This is a genomic window from Pseudomonas sp. LAP_36 (genome assembly GCF_019456785.1).
Lineage (GTDB): Bacteria > Pseudomonadota > Gammaproteobacteria > Pseudomonadales > Pseudomonadaceae > Aquipseudomonas > Aquipseudomonas tritici.
Genome location: NZ_JAHZMS010000002.1, coordinates 1,134,792 through 1,152,126 on the forward strand (window position 1 = coordinate 1,134,792; position 17,335 = coordinate 1,152,126).

14 protein-coding genes are annotated in these 17,335 nt (G+C 59.7%); 2 read left to right on the forward strand and 12 right to left on the reverse strand.

Going from position 1 to position 17,335, the window contains the following annotated elements:
• Positions 1 to 27: 27 nt before the first annotated feature.
• The 6 genes from JBO08_RS11000 to leuC all read right to left on the reverse strand — a co-directional run bounded on the left by JBO08_RS11000 (position 28) and on the right by leuC (position 6,590).
• Entirely contained in the window at positions 28 to 1,038 is a 1,011-nt protein-coding gene (locus JBO08_RS11000; RefSeq protein ID WP_220075114.1) for an aspartate-semialdehyde dehydrogenase, read from the reverse strand.
• 249 nt (positions 1,039 to 1,287) lie between these two features.
• Complete coding sequence (gene asd, locus JBO08_RS11005; protein ID WP_032859466.1) at positions 1,288 to 2,400, reverse strand: aspartate-semialdehyde dehydrogenase; 1,113 nt, start codon at positions 2,398 to 2,400, stop codon at positions 1,288 to 1,290.
• A 64-nt stretch (positions 2,401 to 2,464) separates the two neighbouring features.
• Positions 2,465 to 3,547, reverse strand: coding sequence for a 3-isopropylmalate dehydrogenase (gene leuB, locus JBO08_RS11010; protein WP_220075115.1), 1,083 nt, complete (start codon positions 3,545 to 3,547; stop codon positions 2,465 to 2,467).
• A gap of 53 nt (positions 3,548 to 3,600) precedes the next feature.
• On the reverse strand, positions 3,601 to 4,365 hold the full coding sequence (locus JBO08_RS11015) for a class I SAM-dependent methyltransferase (protein WP_220075116.1): 765 nt from the start codon (positions 4,363 to 4,365) through the stop codon (positions 3,601 to 3,603).
• A 151-nt stretch (positions 4,366 to 4,516) separates the two neighbouring features.
• Positions 4,517 to 5,161 (reverse strand): 3-isopropylmalate dehydratase small subunit, encoded by a 645-nt coding sequence (gene leuD, locus JBO08_RS11020; RefSeq protein ID WP_065874114.1) that lies wholly within the window; start codon positions 5,159 to 5,161, stop codon positions 4,517 to 4,519.
• Between the two features lie 10 nt (positions 5,162 to 5,171).
• Positions 5,172 to 6,590, reverse strand: a complete 1,419-nt coding sequence (gene leuC / locus JBO08_RS11025; protein ID WP_049712328.1) for a 3-isopropylmalate dehydratase large subunit — start codon at positions 6,588 to 6,590, stop codon at positions 5,172 to 5,174.
• Positions 6,591 to 6,730: 140 nt separating this feature from the next.
• Here leuC and JBO08_RS11030 point away from each other — a divergent pair, with 140 nt between their 5' ends.
• The gene (locus JBO08_RS11030; RefSeq protein WP_049712327.1) at positions 6,731 to 7,621 is read left to right on the forward strand and encodes a LysR family transcriptional regulator; all 891 of its coding nucleotides are present in this window, start codon (positions 6,731 to 6,733) and stop codon (positions 7,619 to 7,621) included.
• 66 nt (positions 7,622 to 7,687) lie between these two features.
• On the forward strand, positions 7,688 to 10,984 hold the full coding sequence (locus tag JBO08_RS11035; protein WP_065890607.1) for an EAL domain-containing protein: 3,297 nt from the start codon (positions 7,688 to 7,690) through the stop codon (positions 10,982 to 10,984).
• Positions 10,985 to 11,375: 391 nt separating this feature from the next.
• Here JBO08_RS11035 and JBO08_RS28445 read toward each other — a convergent pair whose 3' ends face one another.
• The 6 genes from JBO08_RS28445 to JBO08_RS11065 form a co-directional block, all read right to left on the reverse strand.
• Complete coding sequence (locus tag JBO08_RS28445) at positions 11,376 to 11,867, reverse strand: hypothetical protein (RefSeq protein WP_405045942.1); 492 nt, start codon at positions 11,865 to 11,867, stop codon at positions 11,376 to 11,378.
• A 539-nt stretch (positions 11,868 to 12,406) separates the two neighbouring features.
• Positions 12,407 to 13,630 carry a hypothetical protein gene (locus JBO08_RS11045; protein ID WP_065890605.1) on the reverse strand — a complete coding sequence of 408 codons (1,224 nt, stop codon included), beginning with the start codon at positions 13,628 to 13,630 and terminating at the stop codon, positions 12,407 to 12,409.
• Between the two features lie 560 nt (positions 13,631 to 14,190).
• On the reverse strand, positions 14,191 to 15,168 hold the full coding sequence (locus JBO08_RS11050; protein ID WP_065874123.1) for a tRNA-dihydrouridine synthase: 978 nt from the start codon (positions 15,166 to 15,168) through the stop codon (positions 14,191 to 14,193).
• A 55-nt stretch (positions 15,169 to 15,223) separates the two neighbouring features.
• Positions 15,224 to 15,658, reverse strand: coding sequence for a thioesterase family protein (locus tag JBO08_RS11055; RefSeq protein WP_015884984.1), 435 nt, complete (start codon positions 15,656 to 15,658; stop codon positions 15,224 to 15,226).
• Between the two features lie 39 nt (positions 15,659 to 15,697).
• Positions 15,698 to 16,531, reverse strand: coding sequence for an alpha/beta hydrolase (locus JBO08_RS11060; RefSeq protein WP_065890825.1), 834 nt, complete (start codon positions 16,529 to 16,531; stop codon positions 15,698 to 15,700).
• Between the two features lie 15 nt (positions 16,532 to 16,546).
• The gene (locus JBO08_RS11065; protein WP_065874125.1) at positions 16,547 to 17,086 is read right to left on the reverse strand and encodes a TetR/AcrR family transcriptional regulator; all 540 of its coding nucleotides are present in this window, start codon (positions 17,084 to 17,086) and stop codon (positions 16,547 to 16,549) included.
• Between the last annotated feature and the right edge of the window lie 249 nt (positions 17,087 to 17,335).

Here is a 17,335-nt window from a genome sequence, read left to right on the forward strand (position 1 = left end):
AATCTACAAATTGCCGCCAAGTATCTTTTACACAAGGTCTTTTATCAACAACTGCGCCAGCTGTACGGCGTTCAGTGCGGCGCCTTTGCGTACGTTATCTGACGTCAGCCACAGATTTAGTTCCGCCGAGTCATCCACGCCCCTGCGGACCCGCCCTACATAAATAACATCCTGGCCTACTGCGTCGCCCACTGCGGTGGGATAGTCGCCCTCGTCCACAAGCTCTATACTTGGCGCTGCGTCGAGTGCGCGGGTCACGGCGGCGAGATCGACCGCTGCGCCCAGTTGCAGAGACACAGTCAGGCTATCGCCAAAAAACACCGGGGCTTGAACGCACGTTGCGGAAATCTTTAGCAAAGGTAATTCCAGCACTGCACGCAGTTCATGGACCAGGCGCTTTTCCAAGGCTGTATGACCCTGGGCGTCTGGCGTGCCGACTTGCGCCAACACATTGAAGGCCACCTGACGATCAAAGAACGTCGGTTCCAGCGGGCGCATGTTCAGCAGCTCGGCGGTTTGCCGTGCCAGCTCGCTGACCGCCTCACGCCCCTGGGCCGACATCGCCAGGTTGGCGGTGACGCTCACGCGCTGGATATCCAGCAGGCCACGCAAGGGCGCCAGGACCACCGCCAGGTTGGTCGCCGACGGGCTTGGGCTGCCGAGTTGGAACGGTTTTACCAGGCCATCAAGCACATGGGCGTTGGCTTCCGGCACCACTTGCGGCGCTTGCGCGGCCGGCAAGGCGCCAGACAAGTCGATCACCGAGCAACCCGCCGCCGTGGCACGCGGGGCGAAACTCAAGGTCACCGCCGGCCCCGCCGCAAAAAACGCCAGCTGCACTTTGCTGAAGTCGAACTCATCGACCTCCCTCACCCGCACGTTCTTGCCGCGAAACGGCACGGACGCGCCAGCCGAGTTGTTGCCCGCCAGCAAATGCAGGGTGCCCACCGGGAAGCTCAACTCTTCAAGGATCTGCACCAGGGTTTCGCCAACGGTGCCGGTGGCGCCGATTACGGCGATATCAAAGGTCTGGGTCATGGGGGCTGCCTCGGGCATTGCGGGGGAGCGGCACTTTACCGGGTGGTGGGGGGTGAGGCAATTAACCCAGCTTTTGTGGTGTGGCTGATGGCCCCTTCGCGAGCAAGCCCGCTCCAACATTCGACCGAGTTTCGTCAGTTGAAATGCAATCAAATGTGGGAGCTGGCTTGCCTGCGATAGCGCCCGAAAGAACAATAAAAAACCCGCGCCTGTCACCAGAACGCGGGTTTCTCATCTTGCCTCAAGCGATCAACGCTCCAGCAAAATCCGCAACATACGACGCAACGGCTCAGCCGCGCCCCACAGCAGTTGGTCACCAACGGTGAACGCGCCCAGGTACTGGGTACCCATGTTCAGCTTACGCAGACGCCCCACCGGTACATTCAGGGTGCCGGTGACCTTGGTCGGGCTCAGCTCCTGCATGCTGATATCACGGTTGTTCGGCACCAGCTTGACCCATGGGTTGTGCTGGCTGATCAGCCCTTCGATATCGGCAATCGGCACGTCTTTGTTCAGTTTGATGGTCAGCGCCTGGCTGTGGCAGCGCATCGCGCCGATACGCACGCAGATGCCATCCACCGGGATCGGGCTCTTGAAGCGACCGAGGATCTTGTTGGTCTCGGCCTGGGCCTTCCACTCTTCGCGGCTCTGGCCGTTCGGCAGTTCTTTGTCGATCCATGGGATCAGGCTGCCAGCCAATGGCACGCCGAAGTTCTCGGTCGGGTACGCATCGCTGCGCATGGCTTCGGCCACACGACGGTCGATATCGAGGATCGCACTGGCCGGGTCCGCCAGTTGATCGGCGACGGCTGCGTGGGTGGCGCCCATTTGCTTGATCAGTTCACGCATGTTCTGCGCGCCGGCACCGGAGGCCGCCTGATAGGTCATGGCACTCATCCACTCGACCAGGCCGGCTTCAAACAAACCACCCAGGCCCATCAGCATCAGGCTGACGGTGCAATTGCCGCCGATGTAGTTCTTGGTGCCGGCGTCCAGTTGCTGGTCGATGACCTTGCGGTTCACTGGGTCCAGGACGATTACCGCATCATCCTGCATGCGCAGGCTCGAGGCGGCGTCGATCCAGTAACCCTGCCAGCCGGCTTCGCGCAGCTTGGGGAAGACTTCGCTGGTGTAGTCGCCACCCTGACAGGTCAGAATCACGTCGAGGGTCTTCAGCTCTTCAATGTTGTAGGCGTCTTTGAGCGGGGCAATATCCTTGCCCACGGACGGCCCTTGGCCACCCACGTTCGAAGTGGTGAAAAACACCGGCTCAATAAGATCGAAATCCTGCTCTTCCAGCATCCGCTGCATGAGCACGGAACCGACCATACCGCGCCAACCGATCAGACCTACACGTTTCATCGCAACTACACCTTGTTAAAAAGTGGGCCGCCTTGCAGCAACAACTGCAAGCGGGCCCGAGAGATTACAGATTCCGCAGCGCGGCGACTACTGCGTCGCCCATTTCTTGCGTACCGACCTTGGTGCAACCCTGCGACAAGATGTCGCCAGTGCGTAAACCCTGGTCCAGCACCAGGCTCACGGCTTTCTCGATGGCGTCTGCGGCGTCGCCCAGGTTGAAGCTGTAACGCAGCATCATCGACACTGACAGAATCGTCGCCAGCGGGTTGGCAATGCCCTGGCCCGCGATGTCCGGCGCCGAGCCGTGGCAAGGCTCGTACATGCCCTTGTTGTTGGTGTCCAGGGACGCCGACGGCAGCATGCCGATGGAACCGGTGAGCATCGACGCCTGGTCGGACAGGATGTCGCCGAACAGGTTGTCGGTGACGATCACGTCGAACTGCTTCGGCGCGCGCACCAGTTGCATGGCGGCGTTGTCGACGTACATGTGGCTCAGTTCGACGTCCGGGTAGTCCTTGGCCACTTCTTCGACGATTTCGCGCCACAGCTGGCTGGAAGCCAATACGTTGGCTTTATCCACCGAGCAAACCTTTTTGCCACGCACGCGGGCCATGTCGAAGCCGACACGGGCGATACGGCGGATTTCGCTCTCGCTGTACGGCAGTGTGTCGTAGGCCTGGCGCTCACCATTCTCCAACTCACGCACGCCGCGTGGCGAGCCGAAATAGATACCGCCGGTCAGCTCACGCACGATCAGGATATCCAGGCCCGCCACCACTTCCGGTTTGAGGCTCGAGGCATCGGCCAGTTGCGGATAGAGGATCGCCGGGCGCAGGTTGCCGAACAGGCCCAGTTGCGCGCGGATTTTCAGCAGGCCGCGCTCAGGGCGGATGTCACGTTCGATCTTGTCCCATTTCGGGCCACCCACGGCACCGAGCAGTACGGCGTCAGCCGCGCGGGCGCGGTCCAGGGTTTCGTCGGCCAGCGGCACGCCGTGCTTGTCGATGGCCGCGCCGCCGATCACGTCGTGGCTCAGCTCAAAGCCCAGGCTGTACTTGCTGTTGGCGAGTTCCAGGACCTTGACCGCTTCGGCCATGATTTCCGGACCAATACCGTCGCCAGGGAGAATCAGAATCTGCTTGCTCATGCGTTCCTCATTTCATCAAGCGACCCGCCCGTGGGCAGGTCGGGAAAAATCAATCAGCGTTCGGCCCAGACCACCAGCACGTCGGTGCTGAAGGTGCCGTCGGCTTGAATTTCGTAATAGTCGCGCACTTCCTGGCCCATCGCCGTTTGCAGCTCAAGGATTGCGGCGCGCAATACCTCTGGCGTGCGCATGCGCTCGACCCACGAGGTGTATTCCAGGCGCAGGCGCTGACGGCTGCTGTTGCGTACGTGCAAACCGGCTTCGCTGAGCTGGCGCATCCATTCGGCGGCGGAGTAATCGCGCACGTGGCTGGTGTCGCGCAGTACTTCGACGGTTTGCAGGTAAGTGTCCAACAGCGGGCTGCCCGGTGACAAGACGTCCACGAAGGCCACCACGCCGCCTGGCTTGAGCACCCGGCGCACTTCACGCAGGGCCAGGCCAAGGTCGCTCCAGTGGTGGGCCGAATAGCGGCTGAACACGAAGTCGAACTCGCCGTCGGCGAACGGCAGGCGTTCAGCGGCGCCCAGTACGGTGCGGATGTTGTCCAGGCCGCGATCTACAGCTGCGCCGGCAACTACGTCGAGCATCTGCTGGGAAAGGTCGTAGGCCACGACTTCTTTGACCAGCGGCGCCACATTGAAACTCACATGACCGGCGCCGCAGCCCAAATCCAGCAGTCGCGCACTGCCCTGCCCGGCCAGTTCGGCCTGGAGCAGCGCGAATTCGGTGCCTTGGGCGTGCACGGCACTGCTCAGGTAGGCCGAGGCTTGCTCGCCGAATTGTTTTTGCACGACTTGGGTGTGGGCGGTGGTGGTCATGGTGGTTTTCCTTGGGTTTTGGGGTGTTGGTACGGGCGCTATCGCAGCGATGCGGCGACCCGACAAGCCAGCTCCCACACTTGACCGTGTTCACAGGTCAAAATGTGGGAGCGGGCTTGCCCGCGATGGGGCCCGCACGGCCTACCTCATATCAGGCATCACGAAACAACCAAGGCTGGCTAGCCCGGTGCTTGGCCTCAAACGCCGCAATCGCATCCCCGTCCTGCAAGGTCAGGCCAATGTCATCCAGGCCGTTGATCAGGCAGTGCTTACGGAACGCGTCGACTTCAAAGTGATACACCTTGCCGTCCGGACGGGTCACGGTTTGCGCGGCCAGGTCGACGGTCAGCTGGTAGCCCTCCTCGGCTTCCACTTGTTTGAACAGTTCGTCGACTTCGTCATCGGTGAGGATGATCGGCAACAAGCCGTTCTTGAAGCTGTTATTGAAGAAGATGTCGGCATAGCTCGGCGCGATGATGCTGCGAAAGCCATATTCTTCCAGCGCCCACGGCGCGTGCTCACGGCTGGAGCCGCAGCCGAAGTTTTCCCGGGCGAGCAACACGCTGGCGCCTTGGTAGCGTTCGGCGTTGAGCACGAAGTCCTTGTTCAACGGACGCTTGGAGTTGTCCTGGTAGGCATAGCCCACGTCCAGGTAGCGCCACTCGTCGAACAGGTTCGGGCCGAAACCGGTGCGCTTGATCGACTTCAAGAACTGCTTGGGGATGATCTGGTCGGTGTCCACGTTGGCACGGTCCAACGGCGCGACTAAACCTGTGTGTTGTGTAAAAGCACGCATCGGGTATTCCTCAGATCAATTCGCGAACGTCGATGAAACGACCGTTGACGGCAGCCGCAGCGGCCATGGCCGGGCTGACCAGGTGGGTGCGCCCACCGGCACCCTGGCGCCCTTCGAAGTTACGGTTGGAGGTGGACGCGCAATGCTCGCCCGACTCCAAACGGTCCGGGTTCATCGCCAGGCACATCGAACAGCCCGGCTCACGCCATTCAAAGCCGGCCTCGAGGAAGATCTTGTCCAGGCCTTCCGCCTCGGCTTGCGCCTTCACCAGGCCCGAACCTGGCACCACGATGGCTTGCTTGATGGTCGAAGCGACTTTGCGGCCTTTGGCGATCACCGCTGCGGCGCGCAAGTCTTCGATCCGAGAGTTGGTGCAGGAACCGATAAACACGCGATCCAGCTGAATATCGGTAATCGCCTGGTTGGCTTTCAGACCCATGTACTTCAAGGCGCGCTCGATGGAACCGCGCTTGACCAGGTCGGCTTCTTTGGCCGGGTCTGGCACGTTCTGATCGACGGCCAGAACCATTTCCGGCGAAGTGCCCCAGCTGACTTGCGGCTTGATCTGGGCAGCGTCGAGCTCAACCACAGTGTCGAACACTGCATCGGCGTCGGACACCAGGTCTTTCCAGGCTTCGACCGCAGCGTCCCAGTCAGCACCTGCTGGTGCGAACGGACGGCCTTTGACGTATTCGACGGTCTTCTCGTCCGCCGCCACCATGCCCACGCGGGCACCGGCTTCGATGGACATGTTGCAGATGGTCATGCGGCCTTCGATGGACAGGTCGCGAATCGCACTGCCAGCGAACTCGATGGCATGGCCGTTACCGCCGGCGGTGCCAATCTTGCCGATTACCGCCAGCACGATGTCTTTAGCGGTCACGCCGAACGGCAATTTGCCTTCAACGCGCACCAGCATGTTCTTCATTTTCTTGGCGACCAGGCACTGGGTGGCGAACACATGTTCCACCTCGGATGTGCCGATGCCGTGGGCCAAGGCGCCAAACGCGCCATGGGTGGAGGTATGGGAGTCGCCGCACACCACGGTCATGCCCGGCAAGGTCGCGCCCTGCTCCGGACCAATCACGTGGACGATGCCTTGACGCACGTCATTCATCTTGAATTCAGTGATGCCATATTCGTCGCAGTAGTCGTCGAGGGTCTGCACCTGCAAACGCGACACGGTGTCGACGATGGCGTCGATGCCGCCCTTGCGCTCAGGGGTGGTCGGTACGTTGTGGTCCGGGGTGGCGATGATGGAATCGACGCGCCAAGGCTTGCGCCCGGCCAGTCGCAGACCTTCGAACGCTTGGGGCGAGGTCACTTCATGGATGATGTGACGGTCGATATAGATCAGCGACGAGCCATCGTCGCGCCGTTTCACTTCATGGGAATCCCAAAGCTTGTCGTAAAGCGTTTTGCCGGCCATCAGTCGGTCCTCATCATCGGTGCTTCTATACGCCGGGCTTTTCAATAACCCTTTGGCTTGTGAGGCTGATGGTATGGCGCTACATTAAATAACTCAAATTCATATTTTTTATGCTTTGGATTACCAACTGGAATACCACCATGGATCTGGCCAACCTCAATGCTTTTATCGCCATCGCCGAGACCGGCAGCTTCTCCGGCGCCGGTGAACGCCTGCACCTGACCCAACCCGCCATCAGCAAACGCATTGCCGGCCTGGAGCAACAGTTAAAGGTGCGATTGTTCGACCGCCTGGGCCGTGAAGTCGGCCTGACGGAAGCCGGGCGGGCCTTGCTGCCGCGCGCCTATCAGATCCTCAACGTGCTGGACGATACGCGCCGCGCACTGACTAACCTGACCGGCGAAGTCAGCGGTCGCCTGACCCTGGCCACCAGTCACCATATCGGCCTGCACCGCCTGCCGCCGGTGCTGCGCACTTTTACCCGGGAATACCCGAATGTGGCGCTGGATATTCAGTTCCTCGATTCGGAAGTGGCCTACGAAGAAATCCTCCACGGCCGCGCCGAAGTGGCGGTCATTACCCTGGCGCCCGATCCGCACCATCTTGTACGTGCCACCCCGGTGTGGGACGACCCGCTGGATTTCGTGGTGGCACCGGAGCACAGCCTGATCAGCAATGGCCGCGTCAACCTGGCCGATATCGCCGGCCACCCGGCGGTTTTCCCGGGCGGCAACACCTTTACTCACCATATTGTCAGCCGGCTGTTCGAGGCCCAGGGCCTCACGCCGAACATCGCAATGAGCACTAACTATTTGGAAACTATCAAGATGATGGTGTCGATCGGCCTGGCCTGGAGCGTTTTACCGCGCACCATGCTCGATGACCAGGTGGCAAGTATCGCTTTGCCGGGCATACAGCTCAGTCGCCAGCTAGGCTATATCGTGCACACCGAAAGGACGCTGTCGAACGCTGCGCGGGCTTTCATGAGCCTATTGGATGCACAGGTCGATCTGCCAGGGATACCGGCATGACACCGTGCGGCCTCAAGGTCTGAAAGAAACCGCGCCTTACGCCCATCGAGCCAAGGCCCTTTGATAATGCGCAACCCCGTCGATTCCCTGCCACCCCTGCCCCGCATCTACGCCCTTGATCCTCAAGAGGCGGAGCAAAGCTGGGACAGTGCCCCACAACTGCTGGCAGCGCTCAATGCCGCCAGGCTGGGTGCATGGTGCTGGGAGATCGACAGCGGCAGGATAAGCTGGTCGCGGGGCACCCAGGCGCTGTTCGGCTTTGACCCGCGCCAACCGTTGGCCAAGGACCTGGACTATCTCGACCTGCTGGCGCCGCAGGATCGCGCCCGTGTAGTGCGGGCCTTTCACGCCGTACTGGCCGGCGAGCCATTCGAGCAGGCCATGCACCACCACATCCAGTGGCCGGACGGCACCCATCACTGGCTGGAGATCAACGGCAGCCTGGCGCCAGACAAAGCCGGTCGGCGCCGCATGATCGGGGTGATCCGCGAGACCACCCGCCAGCGCGAACGCGAGCACGCGCTCAGCCACTCCGAAAAACGCTTTGCCACCTTGTTCCACCTGTGCCCCAACATGGTATTGCTGACCCGCCAGTCCGACGGCTTGATCAGCGAGGCCAACCAGTATTTCGAAATGCTCTTTGGCTGGCCGCTGGCCGATGCCATCGGCCGCAGCACCCTGGAGCTCGGCCTGTGGCGCCACCCGGAGCAACGTGCGTTGCTGGTCAAGGCCACGCAGCGCAAGGGCCGGCCCATCACCATGGAGGTGCAATTTTGTGCCAGCAACGGCCAGGTCCACGATGGCACCCTCAGCGCGCAAAAGGTCGAGCTGGAGGGTGAGGCGTATTTACTCAGCACCTTTCTCGATACCACCGAGCGCAAAAACGCCGAGCAAGCCCTCAAGGACAGCCAGGAACGCCTCGACCTCGCGCTGGACTCGGCGCAACTGGGCACCTGGGACTGGCACATCCCCACCGGCATGCTCTATGGCTCGGCGCGCGCCGCCCAACTGCACGGCCTGCCGCCCGAACCGTTCCATGAGTCTTTCGACGCGTTTTTCGAAGGCATGCCCAATGAAGAACGCGAAAGCATGCGCAACGCCTACCGCACCCTGCGCGAGGGGCCGGCCGGCAACTATCAACTGACCTACCGCGTGCCCATGGAAGACGGCAGCTCGCGCTACCTTGAAAGCCGTGCCCGCCTGTACCGCGATGATAAAGGCGCGCCGCTGCGGATGGCCGGCACCTTGCTGGACATCACCGACCAAGTGGAACGCGAACAACGCCTGACCGCCTCCGAAGAAAAATTCGCCAGCCTGTTCCAGGCCAGCCCGGACCCCATCTGCGTGACCTGCCTGGACAGCGGCGTGTTTATGGAGATCAACCCTGCCTTTACCCAAACCTTTGGCTGGACCGCCGCCGAGGTGATCGACAAAAGTGCCGAGCAGATCGGCCTGTGGGACGAGTCGAGCAAACGCCTGCAGCGAATCGAGCGGGTAATCCGCGAGCAAACGCTGAGCAATGTGGCGATTGTGGCGCATCACAAAAACGGACAGAGCCTGACGTGCGTGATTTCCAGCCGTTTGATCAAGGTCGGCGACCAGCCATGCATCGTCACCACGCTGCGGGACATCACTCAGCAACAACGCTCGGAAGCTGCACTCAAAGCCAGCGAGGAGAAGTTCGCCAAGGCCTTCCACTCCAGCCCCGACGCGATTTCCATCACCGAGCGCGACACCGGCCGTTATGTGGAGGTCAACGACGGTTTCTGCCGCCTGACCGGCTATCGCGCCGAGGACGCCATAGGCCTGACCCTTTACCAGATCGGTATCTGGGCCGATGAAAACCAACGCGCGGCGCTATTGGCCGAATTGCAGATCAAAGGGCGCATCCACCACCTGGAAATGCTCTGGCACAACAAGCGCGGCGAGTTACTGGCGGTGGAAGTCTCGGTGGAGCCCATCACCCTGAATGAAACCCCGTGCCTGCTGCTGACGGCGCGGGACGTGAGCCTGCTGAAAAACGCCCAGGCACAGATCCGCCACCTGGCCTACCACGACCCGTTGACCAACCTGCCCAATCGCGCCCTACTGATGGACCGCCTGAGCCAGCAGATTGCCCTGCTCAAGCGCCACAATTTGCGCGGTGCGCTGCTGTTCCTGGACCTTGACCACTTCAAGCACATCAACGACTCCCTCGGCCATCCGGTCGGCGACTCGGTGCTGAAGATCGTCACCGCACGCCTGGAGGCCAGCGTGCGCATGGAAGACACCGTGGCGCGCCTGGGCGGCGATGAGTTCGTGGTGCTGCTCAGTGGGCTGGACGGTTCGCGCATGGAAGTCAGCAATCAGGTGCAAGAACTGGCCGACACCCTGCGCGAATTACTCTCGGAGCCGATGTTCCTCGATGGCCATCGTTTGCAGGTCACGCCGAGTATTGGCGTGGCGCTGATTCCCGACCATGGCACCACGCCGGCGGACTTGCTCAAGCGCGCCGACATCGCCCTGTATCGCGCCAAGGACTCAGGGCGCAACACCACGCAGATGTTCCATAACAGCATGCAAAAAACCGCCAGCGAACGCCTGCGCATGGAGACCGACTTACGCCTGGCGCTGTCGCGCGGTGAGTTCAGCGTGCATTACCAGCCGCAAGTGGATGCACGCGGCAACAAGATCGTCGGCGCCGAGGCGTTGGTGCGCTGGCAGCACCCGCAGCTGGGCGCGCAGTCGCCGTCCGAATTCATCAAGGTACTGGAGGACAGCGGCCTGATCCTTGAAGTCGGCACCTGGATCCTTGATGAAGCCTGCGCGGCCTTTCAACAACTGATCGCGGAAGGCCTGGTAGACCCGTTGAACTTCAGCCTATGCGTGAACATCAGCCCTCGGCAGTTTCGCCAGAACGATTTTGTGGAGCGGGTGGAGCGCAGCCTCAAGCAGCACCAATTGCCGTTCAGCCTGCTGAAACTGGAAATCACCGAAGGCATCGTGATTCAGAACCTGGACGACACCATCAGCAAAATGCGCCGCTTAAAAAAACTCGGCGTGAGCTTTGCGATGGATGACTTCGGCACCGGTTACTCATCGCTCACTTACCTCAAGCGCCTGCCGGTGGATGCGCTGAAGATCGACCAATCCTTTGTGCGTGACGCCACTCACGACCCCAACGACGCCGAGATCATCCGCGCCATTGTGGCGATGGCTCGCAGCCTGAACCTGGTGGTGATCGCCGAGGGTGTGGAAACCCAGGATCAACTGACATTTCTGCAGGGCTTGGGTTGCCATCTGTACCAAGGCTATTGGCACAGCCGACCACTGCCGATGATCGGATTCAGGGAGCTGTTGACCGCCGACAAGGGTCGGGTTTAAACCAGTTTCAGTGAAACCCTGCAACACCGCGGCGGCCTGGGGGCGGACACTCGTCGTGACCATGGGCATTAAGCGAGGAGAAGGTTCAATGGCAGACGTACTCATATCATTAACGCTTAATGAAATAGGTGGATGCGTCCACAGCGAAAAACGCTAAAACTTTATAAAGCAGTGTCTGAAATAAAAAAGCACGTTGATCCTGCGGCAGATTAATCGGCCAGTTGAATCACACAACTAAGCCTTCACAAGTGCGTAGTCGTTCAACCTTTCAAAGCGTGCATACAGGTCAACGTGCTAAACCACGAACTACAGTTAAAGTGGCATCCATGCGAACATTCCGTGGTGAGCCCTTTGCGGCTACATGGGTCAAATCGGACAGTTATCGGCGTTATCAGACCAGCGCAATCGCCTGCCCACCGGTGGGCCGGCCACCTCTGCGCCCGTAATACTCTTCACTTCCATCCACCACCGCAACCGAGTGCCCGCGTCTGTTGACCATACCGATCAACGACCTGTCGGCCAAGTCACGCGCCGACACGCGTTGCATATGATCCTTTAACCCCAAACGCTTAAGGCCCTCCCCCGGCCCACTTTCATCCTCTCGATCGTTAAGACTTCTTATGGCTGCATCAAAGCTTCTGTTCGCGAATCCATCGTTATTCTCTATTTGCGCACGCTTGGCAGAGCACGCAAAAAGGAAGTGTGCATCCTTGAGCATTTCCCGATCATTCATGCGAACAAAGTCGGCACCGCGAATAGCGCTGTCCAACTCAGATTCTTTCAACGTCAACGCGAACCCATCGCGCATAACAACTTTATAAGCGTCTGCAACCTTCTCAACAGACTTATAGATGTCCGTTGGGCTTTGGCCAAACTTCGCCATCGCCGCCTTGATCGCCGAGACCGTTACGCAGTTACCTTTGCTTCCCTGCCTAAAGCCATTCCAGATGTTGTTGGGTTTTGCACCGTTACGCTTATTAGACAGTTCGGGAATGGGCTATTTTGGCTTGTTGACGGGTGTCGTATCGGGAGCGGGCTGCACACGCGGCTGAGGTAGAGGTAAGTCGTTGCTTTTTGGCTCCGGCGGGCGCACGTCTCCCTGCAGAAGACTCTGCAATTGGCTGAAGAGCTGCTTGAACAGTTCGGTCAGCATGCCCATCAAGGCAATTGGGGTGGGGTTATTTGCGAAGCTACCGGGCTTGATCTCTGTGCGGGGGGCTGGTGGTGCGGTACGAACGTTATTCTGGAGCCCTGAATCACACGAGGCACGAACAGAATAGTCAGGTGCCCGGTAAGGATTGATAGTGGGTTGCGTAGCGTGGCTATGGCTTATTGATGACATGCTTCAAATCTCTTTGAGTGTTCCCTGACCTAACGGGTCAGGGAACGGACATTTATGTTCAACGCTTCAAGACAGCAGGCTCAGAAACGTGAACGCAGGCTTGGCCTGGCAGCGCGATGGTCGTCGAATCGGCTCCGGGAGTGCCTGCTGGAATCGTTCACCAAGTCATCCGGTGCGGGGGCTGTAAGGTCCGGAGCAGGCCGGGTCTCAGGCTTCGGATCAGCCGTGGTAGTGTTAGGTTCGACCGGCGTTGCAGGCGCTTTGGGTTCGGGTTTGTTAACGGTCGCCGGAGTGACTTGAGGCTGTAGCAACGGCGAGGTATCGAGCTTCGGAATGACCGTTGATGTCAGCGACGGTTGTTTATCGACCTTCGGGTTCACCACTGTTGGCGACTGGGGTTGGGCATCGACCTTTGGCGTGACCAATGCCGGTAGCGCGGGCTGCACATCGACCTTAGGGATGAGCACGGGCTGTGGCGCAATTTTTTCGCCTGTATGGGGGCAGTGACAGCCCTGGACCTGCACCGTCACATTGATTTCGGAAGACAACTTATTATTTTGCGCAGTATCAGTGACTGAAGTCATAGTCGGTTTTGCGGCGAGCTTGCCGTCAGGTGTCATGGTCATCTGGGTCTGCCCATCCGGCTTTACCTTCACGTCCGGGCCCGGCTTGACCGGTGTCTTGGCATCCGCAAGCGGCTCGATCCCAGGTTTAACGTTCGTATCCGCAACGACTTTAAGATCAGGACCAGGCTTCACCGGCGTCCTGGCATCCACTTGCGGTTCCATCTTGGGTTTAACGCTTTTATCTGCAATGACTTTAGGATCAGAGCTAGGCTTCACCGGCGTCCTGGCATCCGTTTGCGGTTCCATCTTGGGTTTAACGCTTGTATCTGCAATGACTTTAGGATCAGAGCCAGGCTTCACCGGCGTCCTGGCATCCGTTTGCGGCTCGATCTTGGGTTTACCATTTGTATCTGCAACGACCTTTGGATCAGGGCCAGGCTTCAGTTGGGATTGAGCATCCAGTTCACCGGGCATCTTGGGCAGTACGCCCATACCCGCAAGCATGCTTCGCATCGCCTTGACCGCAAACTCAAACATGGCGAACAACTTTTCCAGCGATTCTTTATTAACGGTCAGATTATTTTCTTTTGGCGCCGGGCTGCTGTCTTTCAGAAACTTACTTACATTGTCCGCCGCCGGAGATAGTTCGAGCGGTTTATTCACCTGTACGGACGGCTGACTAAGGTGTGCATATTCTGCGTTCATTGGCACAAACGGTTTGGTCGATACATTAGACATATTTCTATTCCTTAGACCACGCTCAACCCTGCGCTGACAGGAGAGCGAGTTATTGATGTGGAGTGTGAATCAACGGTGAGTTCGACAAACTCGAAAGATTCGTGGGGCGAAACGGCAACGAGTTCCGAAAAATCGAGGCTTATATAAGGAAACCAAATAACCAGTCGAGCATTTAGCCTATGGACATCCAGTATAAAACCGCGAAGGTGTACGGCCTGCGCGCCTCAAGATATGACACTAAAGGCAACACCCTGACAGAAAGTAACTTCAGGAAAACAACAAACCTTTTTGATGCGCGCAACTTATGCTAACTAACGCGCACGCAAGTACTTCAACACCCTTCCATCAAGGCCAACCTGTTAAAACCTCGTAGCAGTCGAACCCGACACTCATGCTTATTTGCATATATCTCGCGACAACATGGCAACCCTCCAAGCGCCATCCAGGCTGAACACTGCCCTGAACAGGGCGCATTGTCGCTACACCGTTATTTTTCAGACAAAAAAAGGCGCCTTTCGGCGCCCCTTACAGCAAAAGATGAAACACTTATATATGTAAACCTAATCTTGCAACGCCATCGACCGCTCACGCTGGCTGGGCATACCCAGCAAACGTCCGACCTGCTCCAGATCAGTTTCCCTACGCATCAACGTAAACAACTCCACCGCTTCAGGGTAATTGCGGGTGAGCATCGCTAGCCATTGCTTCAAACGCCCCGGCGCTTGGCGCTCGGTCAGTTGCGCCACTGACTGGGTCCAGAAGTCTTGGAGCATGGGCTGCATGTCTGCCCAAGTCATCTCAACCACGTCCTCGCCCGCCCGCGCCGCAGCGATCTGCCGTGCCAGGTCAGGACGCGCGACCAGGCCGCGGCCCAGCATGATGTCTTCGGCGCCGCTGATTTCGCGGCAACGCTTCCAGTCGTCGACACTCCAGATATCGCCATTGGCGAACACCGGCACCTTGACCACGTCCTGCACCCGCGGGATCCACTCCCAGTGGGCGGGCGGTTTGTAGCCATCGGTCTTGGTGCGTGCATGCACCACGATATGCGCAGCGCCGCCTTCCGCCAGGGCCGTGGCGCAAACCAGGGCGCCGTCCGGGCTGTCGAAGCCCAGGCGCATCTTGGCGGTTACCGGGATATGGGCAGGCACAGCGCGACGGACGTGTTCGACAATCTGGTTGAGCAGCTCCGGTTCCTTGAGCAGCACCGCACCACCGCGCGACTTGTTGACGGTCTTGGCTGGGCAGCCGAAATTCAGGTCTATGACCTGCGAACCCAATTCGCAGGCCAAGGCCGCATTTTCGGCCAGGCACACCGGGTCGGAGCCGAGCAATTGCACGCGCAGCGGTACGCCCGCGGCGGTGTGGGCACCGTGCAGCAGTTCCGGGGCGAGCTTGTGGAAATACGCAGGGGTGAGCAGGCGGTCATTGACGCGGATGAACTCGGTCACGCACCAGTCAATACCGCCGACTCGGGTCAGCACGTCCCGCAGGATGTTGTCGACCAACCCCTCCATGGGCGCCAAAGCAATTTGCATGGAAAACACTCAACAAAAATCGTGGCGCAGTTTACTGGGTTTCCCACAGCAACCGTTAACCCCCTGTCAGGGCGGGGCCATAACCGTCGAGAAACTCCGCGGGCATGCGCTTGGGCTTGCCGCTGGACAGCTCGATGCAGACAAAGGTGGTGTGTGCGCGCAACAAAGTGACGCCGTCACGCGGGCGTACCAGTTGGAAGCGCCGGGTCATCTTCAGGCGTTGGTCCCAGTCGACGATCCAGGTGGCCAGTTGCAGCTCATCGCCTTCGTAGCCTGCGGCCAGGTAATCGATCTCGTGCCGCACCACGGCCATGGCGCGGTCAAGTCGACGATATTCGGTCAGGTCCAGCCCCAGGCGCTGGGAATGGCGCCAGGCGCAGCGCTCCAGCCAAGACACATACACCGCGTTATTGGCGTGCCCCAGGCCGTCGATGTCTTCAGGGGCGACCTGCAGATCGATGATAAACGGCGTTGCCAAATCCCAGCCCATGCCTTGCTCCAGTCGATTAATGTCGGCGGGAGGAGTGTATCAGGCGCTTTGCCGCTCCTGTAGACAGCAGCCGGCCAGCAATGCCAGCACACCGTCGATCACCCGTGGATCGGCCAGCACTTTCTGGTGACCGCCCTGCTCCAGGCGCAGCAGGCGGCTGTCGAACCAGGCTTCGTGAATGGCTTGCGACGCCTTGACCGGGACGAACGTATCGTCTTCGGCATGCACGATCAGGCCGGGGATATTCATCTGGTAGTGGGCCACATCCAAGTGTTTGAGCGGCATGCCGAACGTCAACTCGACCTCCTGGATAAACGCCGACCGCGCCCGCGCTGGCAAACCGACCATCTTGGTAAAGCCGCGTAGCGCATCCAGAAAGCGTGACGGCGCGGCAATACTCACCAACGCCTCGGTACGCAAGCCCAACTGCACTGCCAGCATCGCACTGGCACCGCCCATTGAATGGCCGATCACGGCATGCAGCGGCGGCAACTCTGCCGCCGCCTCAAGCATGGCGCGAGCAAAGAGCAGCACATGGGCTTCGCGCCCCGGCGAACGGCCATGGGCGGGACCGTCCAGGGCAATCACCGAATAACCATTGTCGACCAACGCAGTGATCAGGCTCGCGAACTGAGTGGGCCGCCCTTCCCAACCGTGCATCAACAACACCGCAGGCCCCTGGCCCCAACGCAAGGCAGACAAACCGAAACGCAAGGTAATGCGCTCCGATTGCGCCAGCAGCGGCAGCTCCCAATCGCGCGGCGGTAGATGGCGCGGCGTCATGAAGGCGCGACGCATCTTATTGGCCACCATTTGCGGAGCGAGGTGTCCCAGCGTACCGTTGAAGCGACGAGTCCAGGTTAGCGTGCCCATCATGAGAGCCCTCTTCTAGCGCACCGCCGACTTGGCGGCGCGCAGCACACGGTCAGACAATTCACCAGGACCCAGCGCGCGGGCCAGGGCCAGGCCACCGATCATCAGCGCCATGTCAGCCAGGGCTTTGTCAGTGTCTTCAGGGCTGGCGGCGAGCTGCGCAGCCATCAACTCGCAGTGCTCATTAAGTGCCTGGCGGAACTCATCCGGCAGACGGCTCATTTCGCCCACCGTGGCCGGGATCGGGCATGCCTGGGCGGTTGAGTCACGGTGCTTGCGCGACAAGTAGAACGCCGCCACCAGGCTTCTGCGCTCTTCCCCGGTCAGCTGTGGATCGATGTCGTCGATCGAGGCGCGACGCTTGGCCAGCAACTGTGTAAAGGCCTCCAGCATCAGCGCGTCCTTGCTTTCGAAGTGCGCGTAGAAACCACCGACGGTCAGCCCCGCGGCCCCCATGACCTCACCCACACTTGGTTCTGCCGGGCCACGCTGGATCAACGCGGCGCTGGCAGCCTGCAGAATGCGTTCGCGGGTTTGCGCTTTTTTATCGCTCATCATTGCCTCCGATGTTCATGGGTTGAATATTATTACCATAATAATATTTGGCAAGCGACAGGCGTGACCATTGGTCAGAAGATATAAAGGGAATTGAGAGAGGAATTGGCCAAACGCCAGACAAACAAAAGGGCCATTCAATAATTGAATGACCCTTAAAAATCCCGCAGAGCGGGTAATCGTGGCGTCCCCTAGGGGACTCGAACCCCTGTTACCGCCGTGAAAGGGCGGTGTCCTAGGCCACTAGAC

What these genes read in the sequence shown, in the direction of transcription:
- JBO08_RS11000 (WP_220075114.1), bottom strand. Translation starts at nt 1,038, where the DNA reads ATGACCCAGACCTTTGATATCGCCGTAATCGGCGCCACCGGCACCGTT.
- asd (WP_032859466.1), bottom strand. Translation starts at nt 2,400, where the DNA reads ATGAAACGTGTAGGTCTGATCGGTTGGCGCGGTATGGTCGGTTCCGTG.
- leuB (WP_220075115.1), bottom strand. Translation starts at nt 3,547, where the DNA reads ATGAGCAAGCAGATTCTGATTCTCCCTGGCGACGGTATTGGTCCGGAA.
- JBO08_RS11015 (WP_220075116.1), bottom strand. Translation starts at nt 4,365, where the DNA reads ATGACCACCACCGCCCACACCCAAGTCGTGCAAAAACAATTCGGCGAG.
- leuD (WP_065874114.1), bottom strand. Translation starts at nt 5,161, where the DNA reads ATGCGTGCTTTTACACAACACACAGGTTTAGTCGCGCCGTTGGACCGT.
- leuC (WP_049712328.1), bottom strand. Translation starts at nt 6,590, where the DNA reads ATGGCCGGCAAAACGCTTTACGACAAGCTTTGGGATTCCCATGAAGTG.
- JBO08_RS11030 (WP_049712327.1), top strand. Translation starts at nt 6,731, where the DNA reads ATGGATCTGGCCAACCTCAATGCTTTTATCGCCATCGCCGAGACCGGC.
- JBO08_RS11035 (WP_065890607.1), top strand. Translation starts at nt 7,688, where the DNA reads ATGCGCAACCCCGTCGATTCCCTGCCACCCCTGCCCCGCATCTACGCC.
- JBO08_RS28445 (WP_405045942.1), bottom strand. Translation starts at nt 11,867, where the DNA reads ATGGCGAAGTTTGGCCAAAGCCCAACGGACATCTATAAGTCTGTTGAG.
- JBO08_RS11045 (WP_065890605.1), bottom strand. Translation starts at nt 13,630, where the DNA reads ATGTCTAATGTATCGACCAAACCGTTTGTGCCAATGAACGCAGAATAT.
- JBO08_RS11050 (WP_065874123.1), bottom strand. Translation starts at nt 15,168, where the DNA reads ATGCAAATTGCTTTGGCGCCCATGGAGGGGTTGGTCGACAACATCCTG.
- JBO08_RS11055 (WP_015884984.1), bottom strand. Translation starts at nt 15,658, where the DNA reads ATGGGCTGGGATTTGGCAACGCCGTTTATCATCGATCTGCAGGTCGCC.
- JBO08_RS11060 (WP_065890825.1), bottom strand. Translation starts at nt 16,531, where the DNA reads ATGGGCACGCTAACCTGGACTCGTCGCTTCAACGGTACGCTGGGACAC.
- JBO08_RS11065 (WP_065874125.1), bottom strand. Translation starts at nt 17,086, where the DNA reads ATGAGCGATAAAAAAGCGCAAACCCGCGAACGCATTCTGCAGGCTGCC.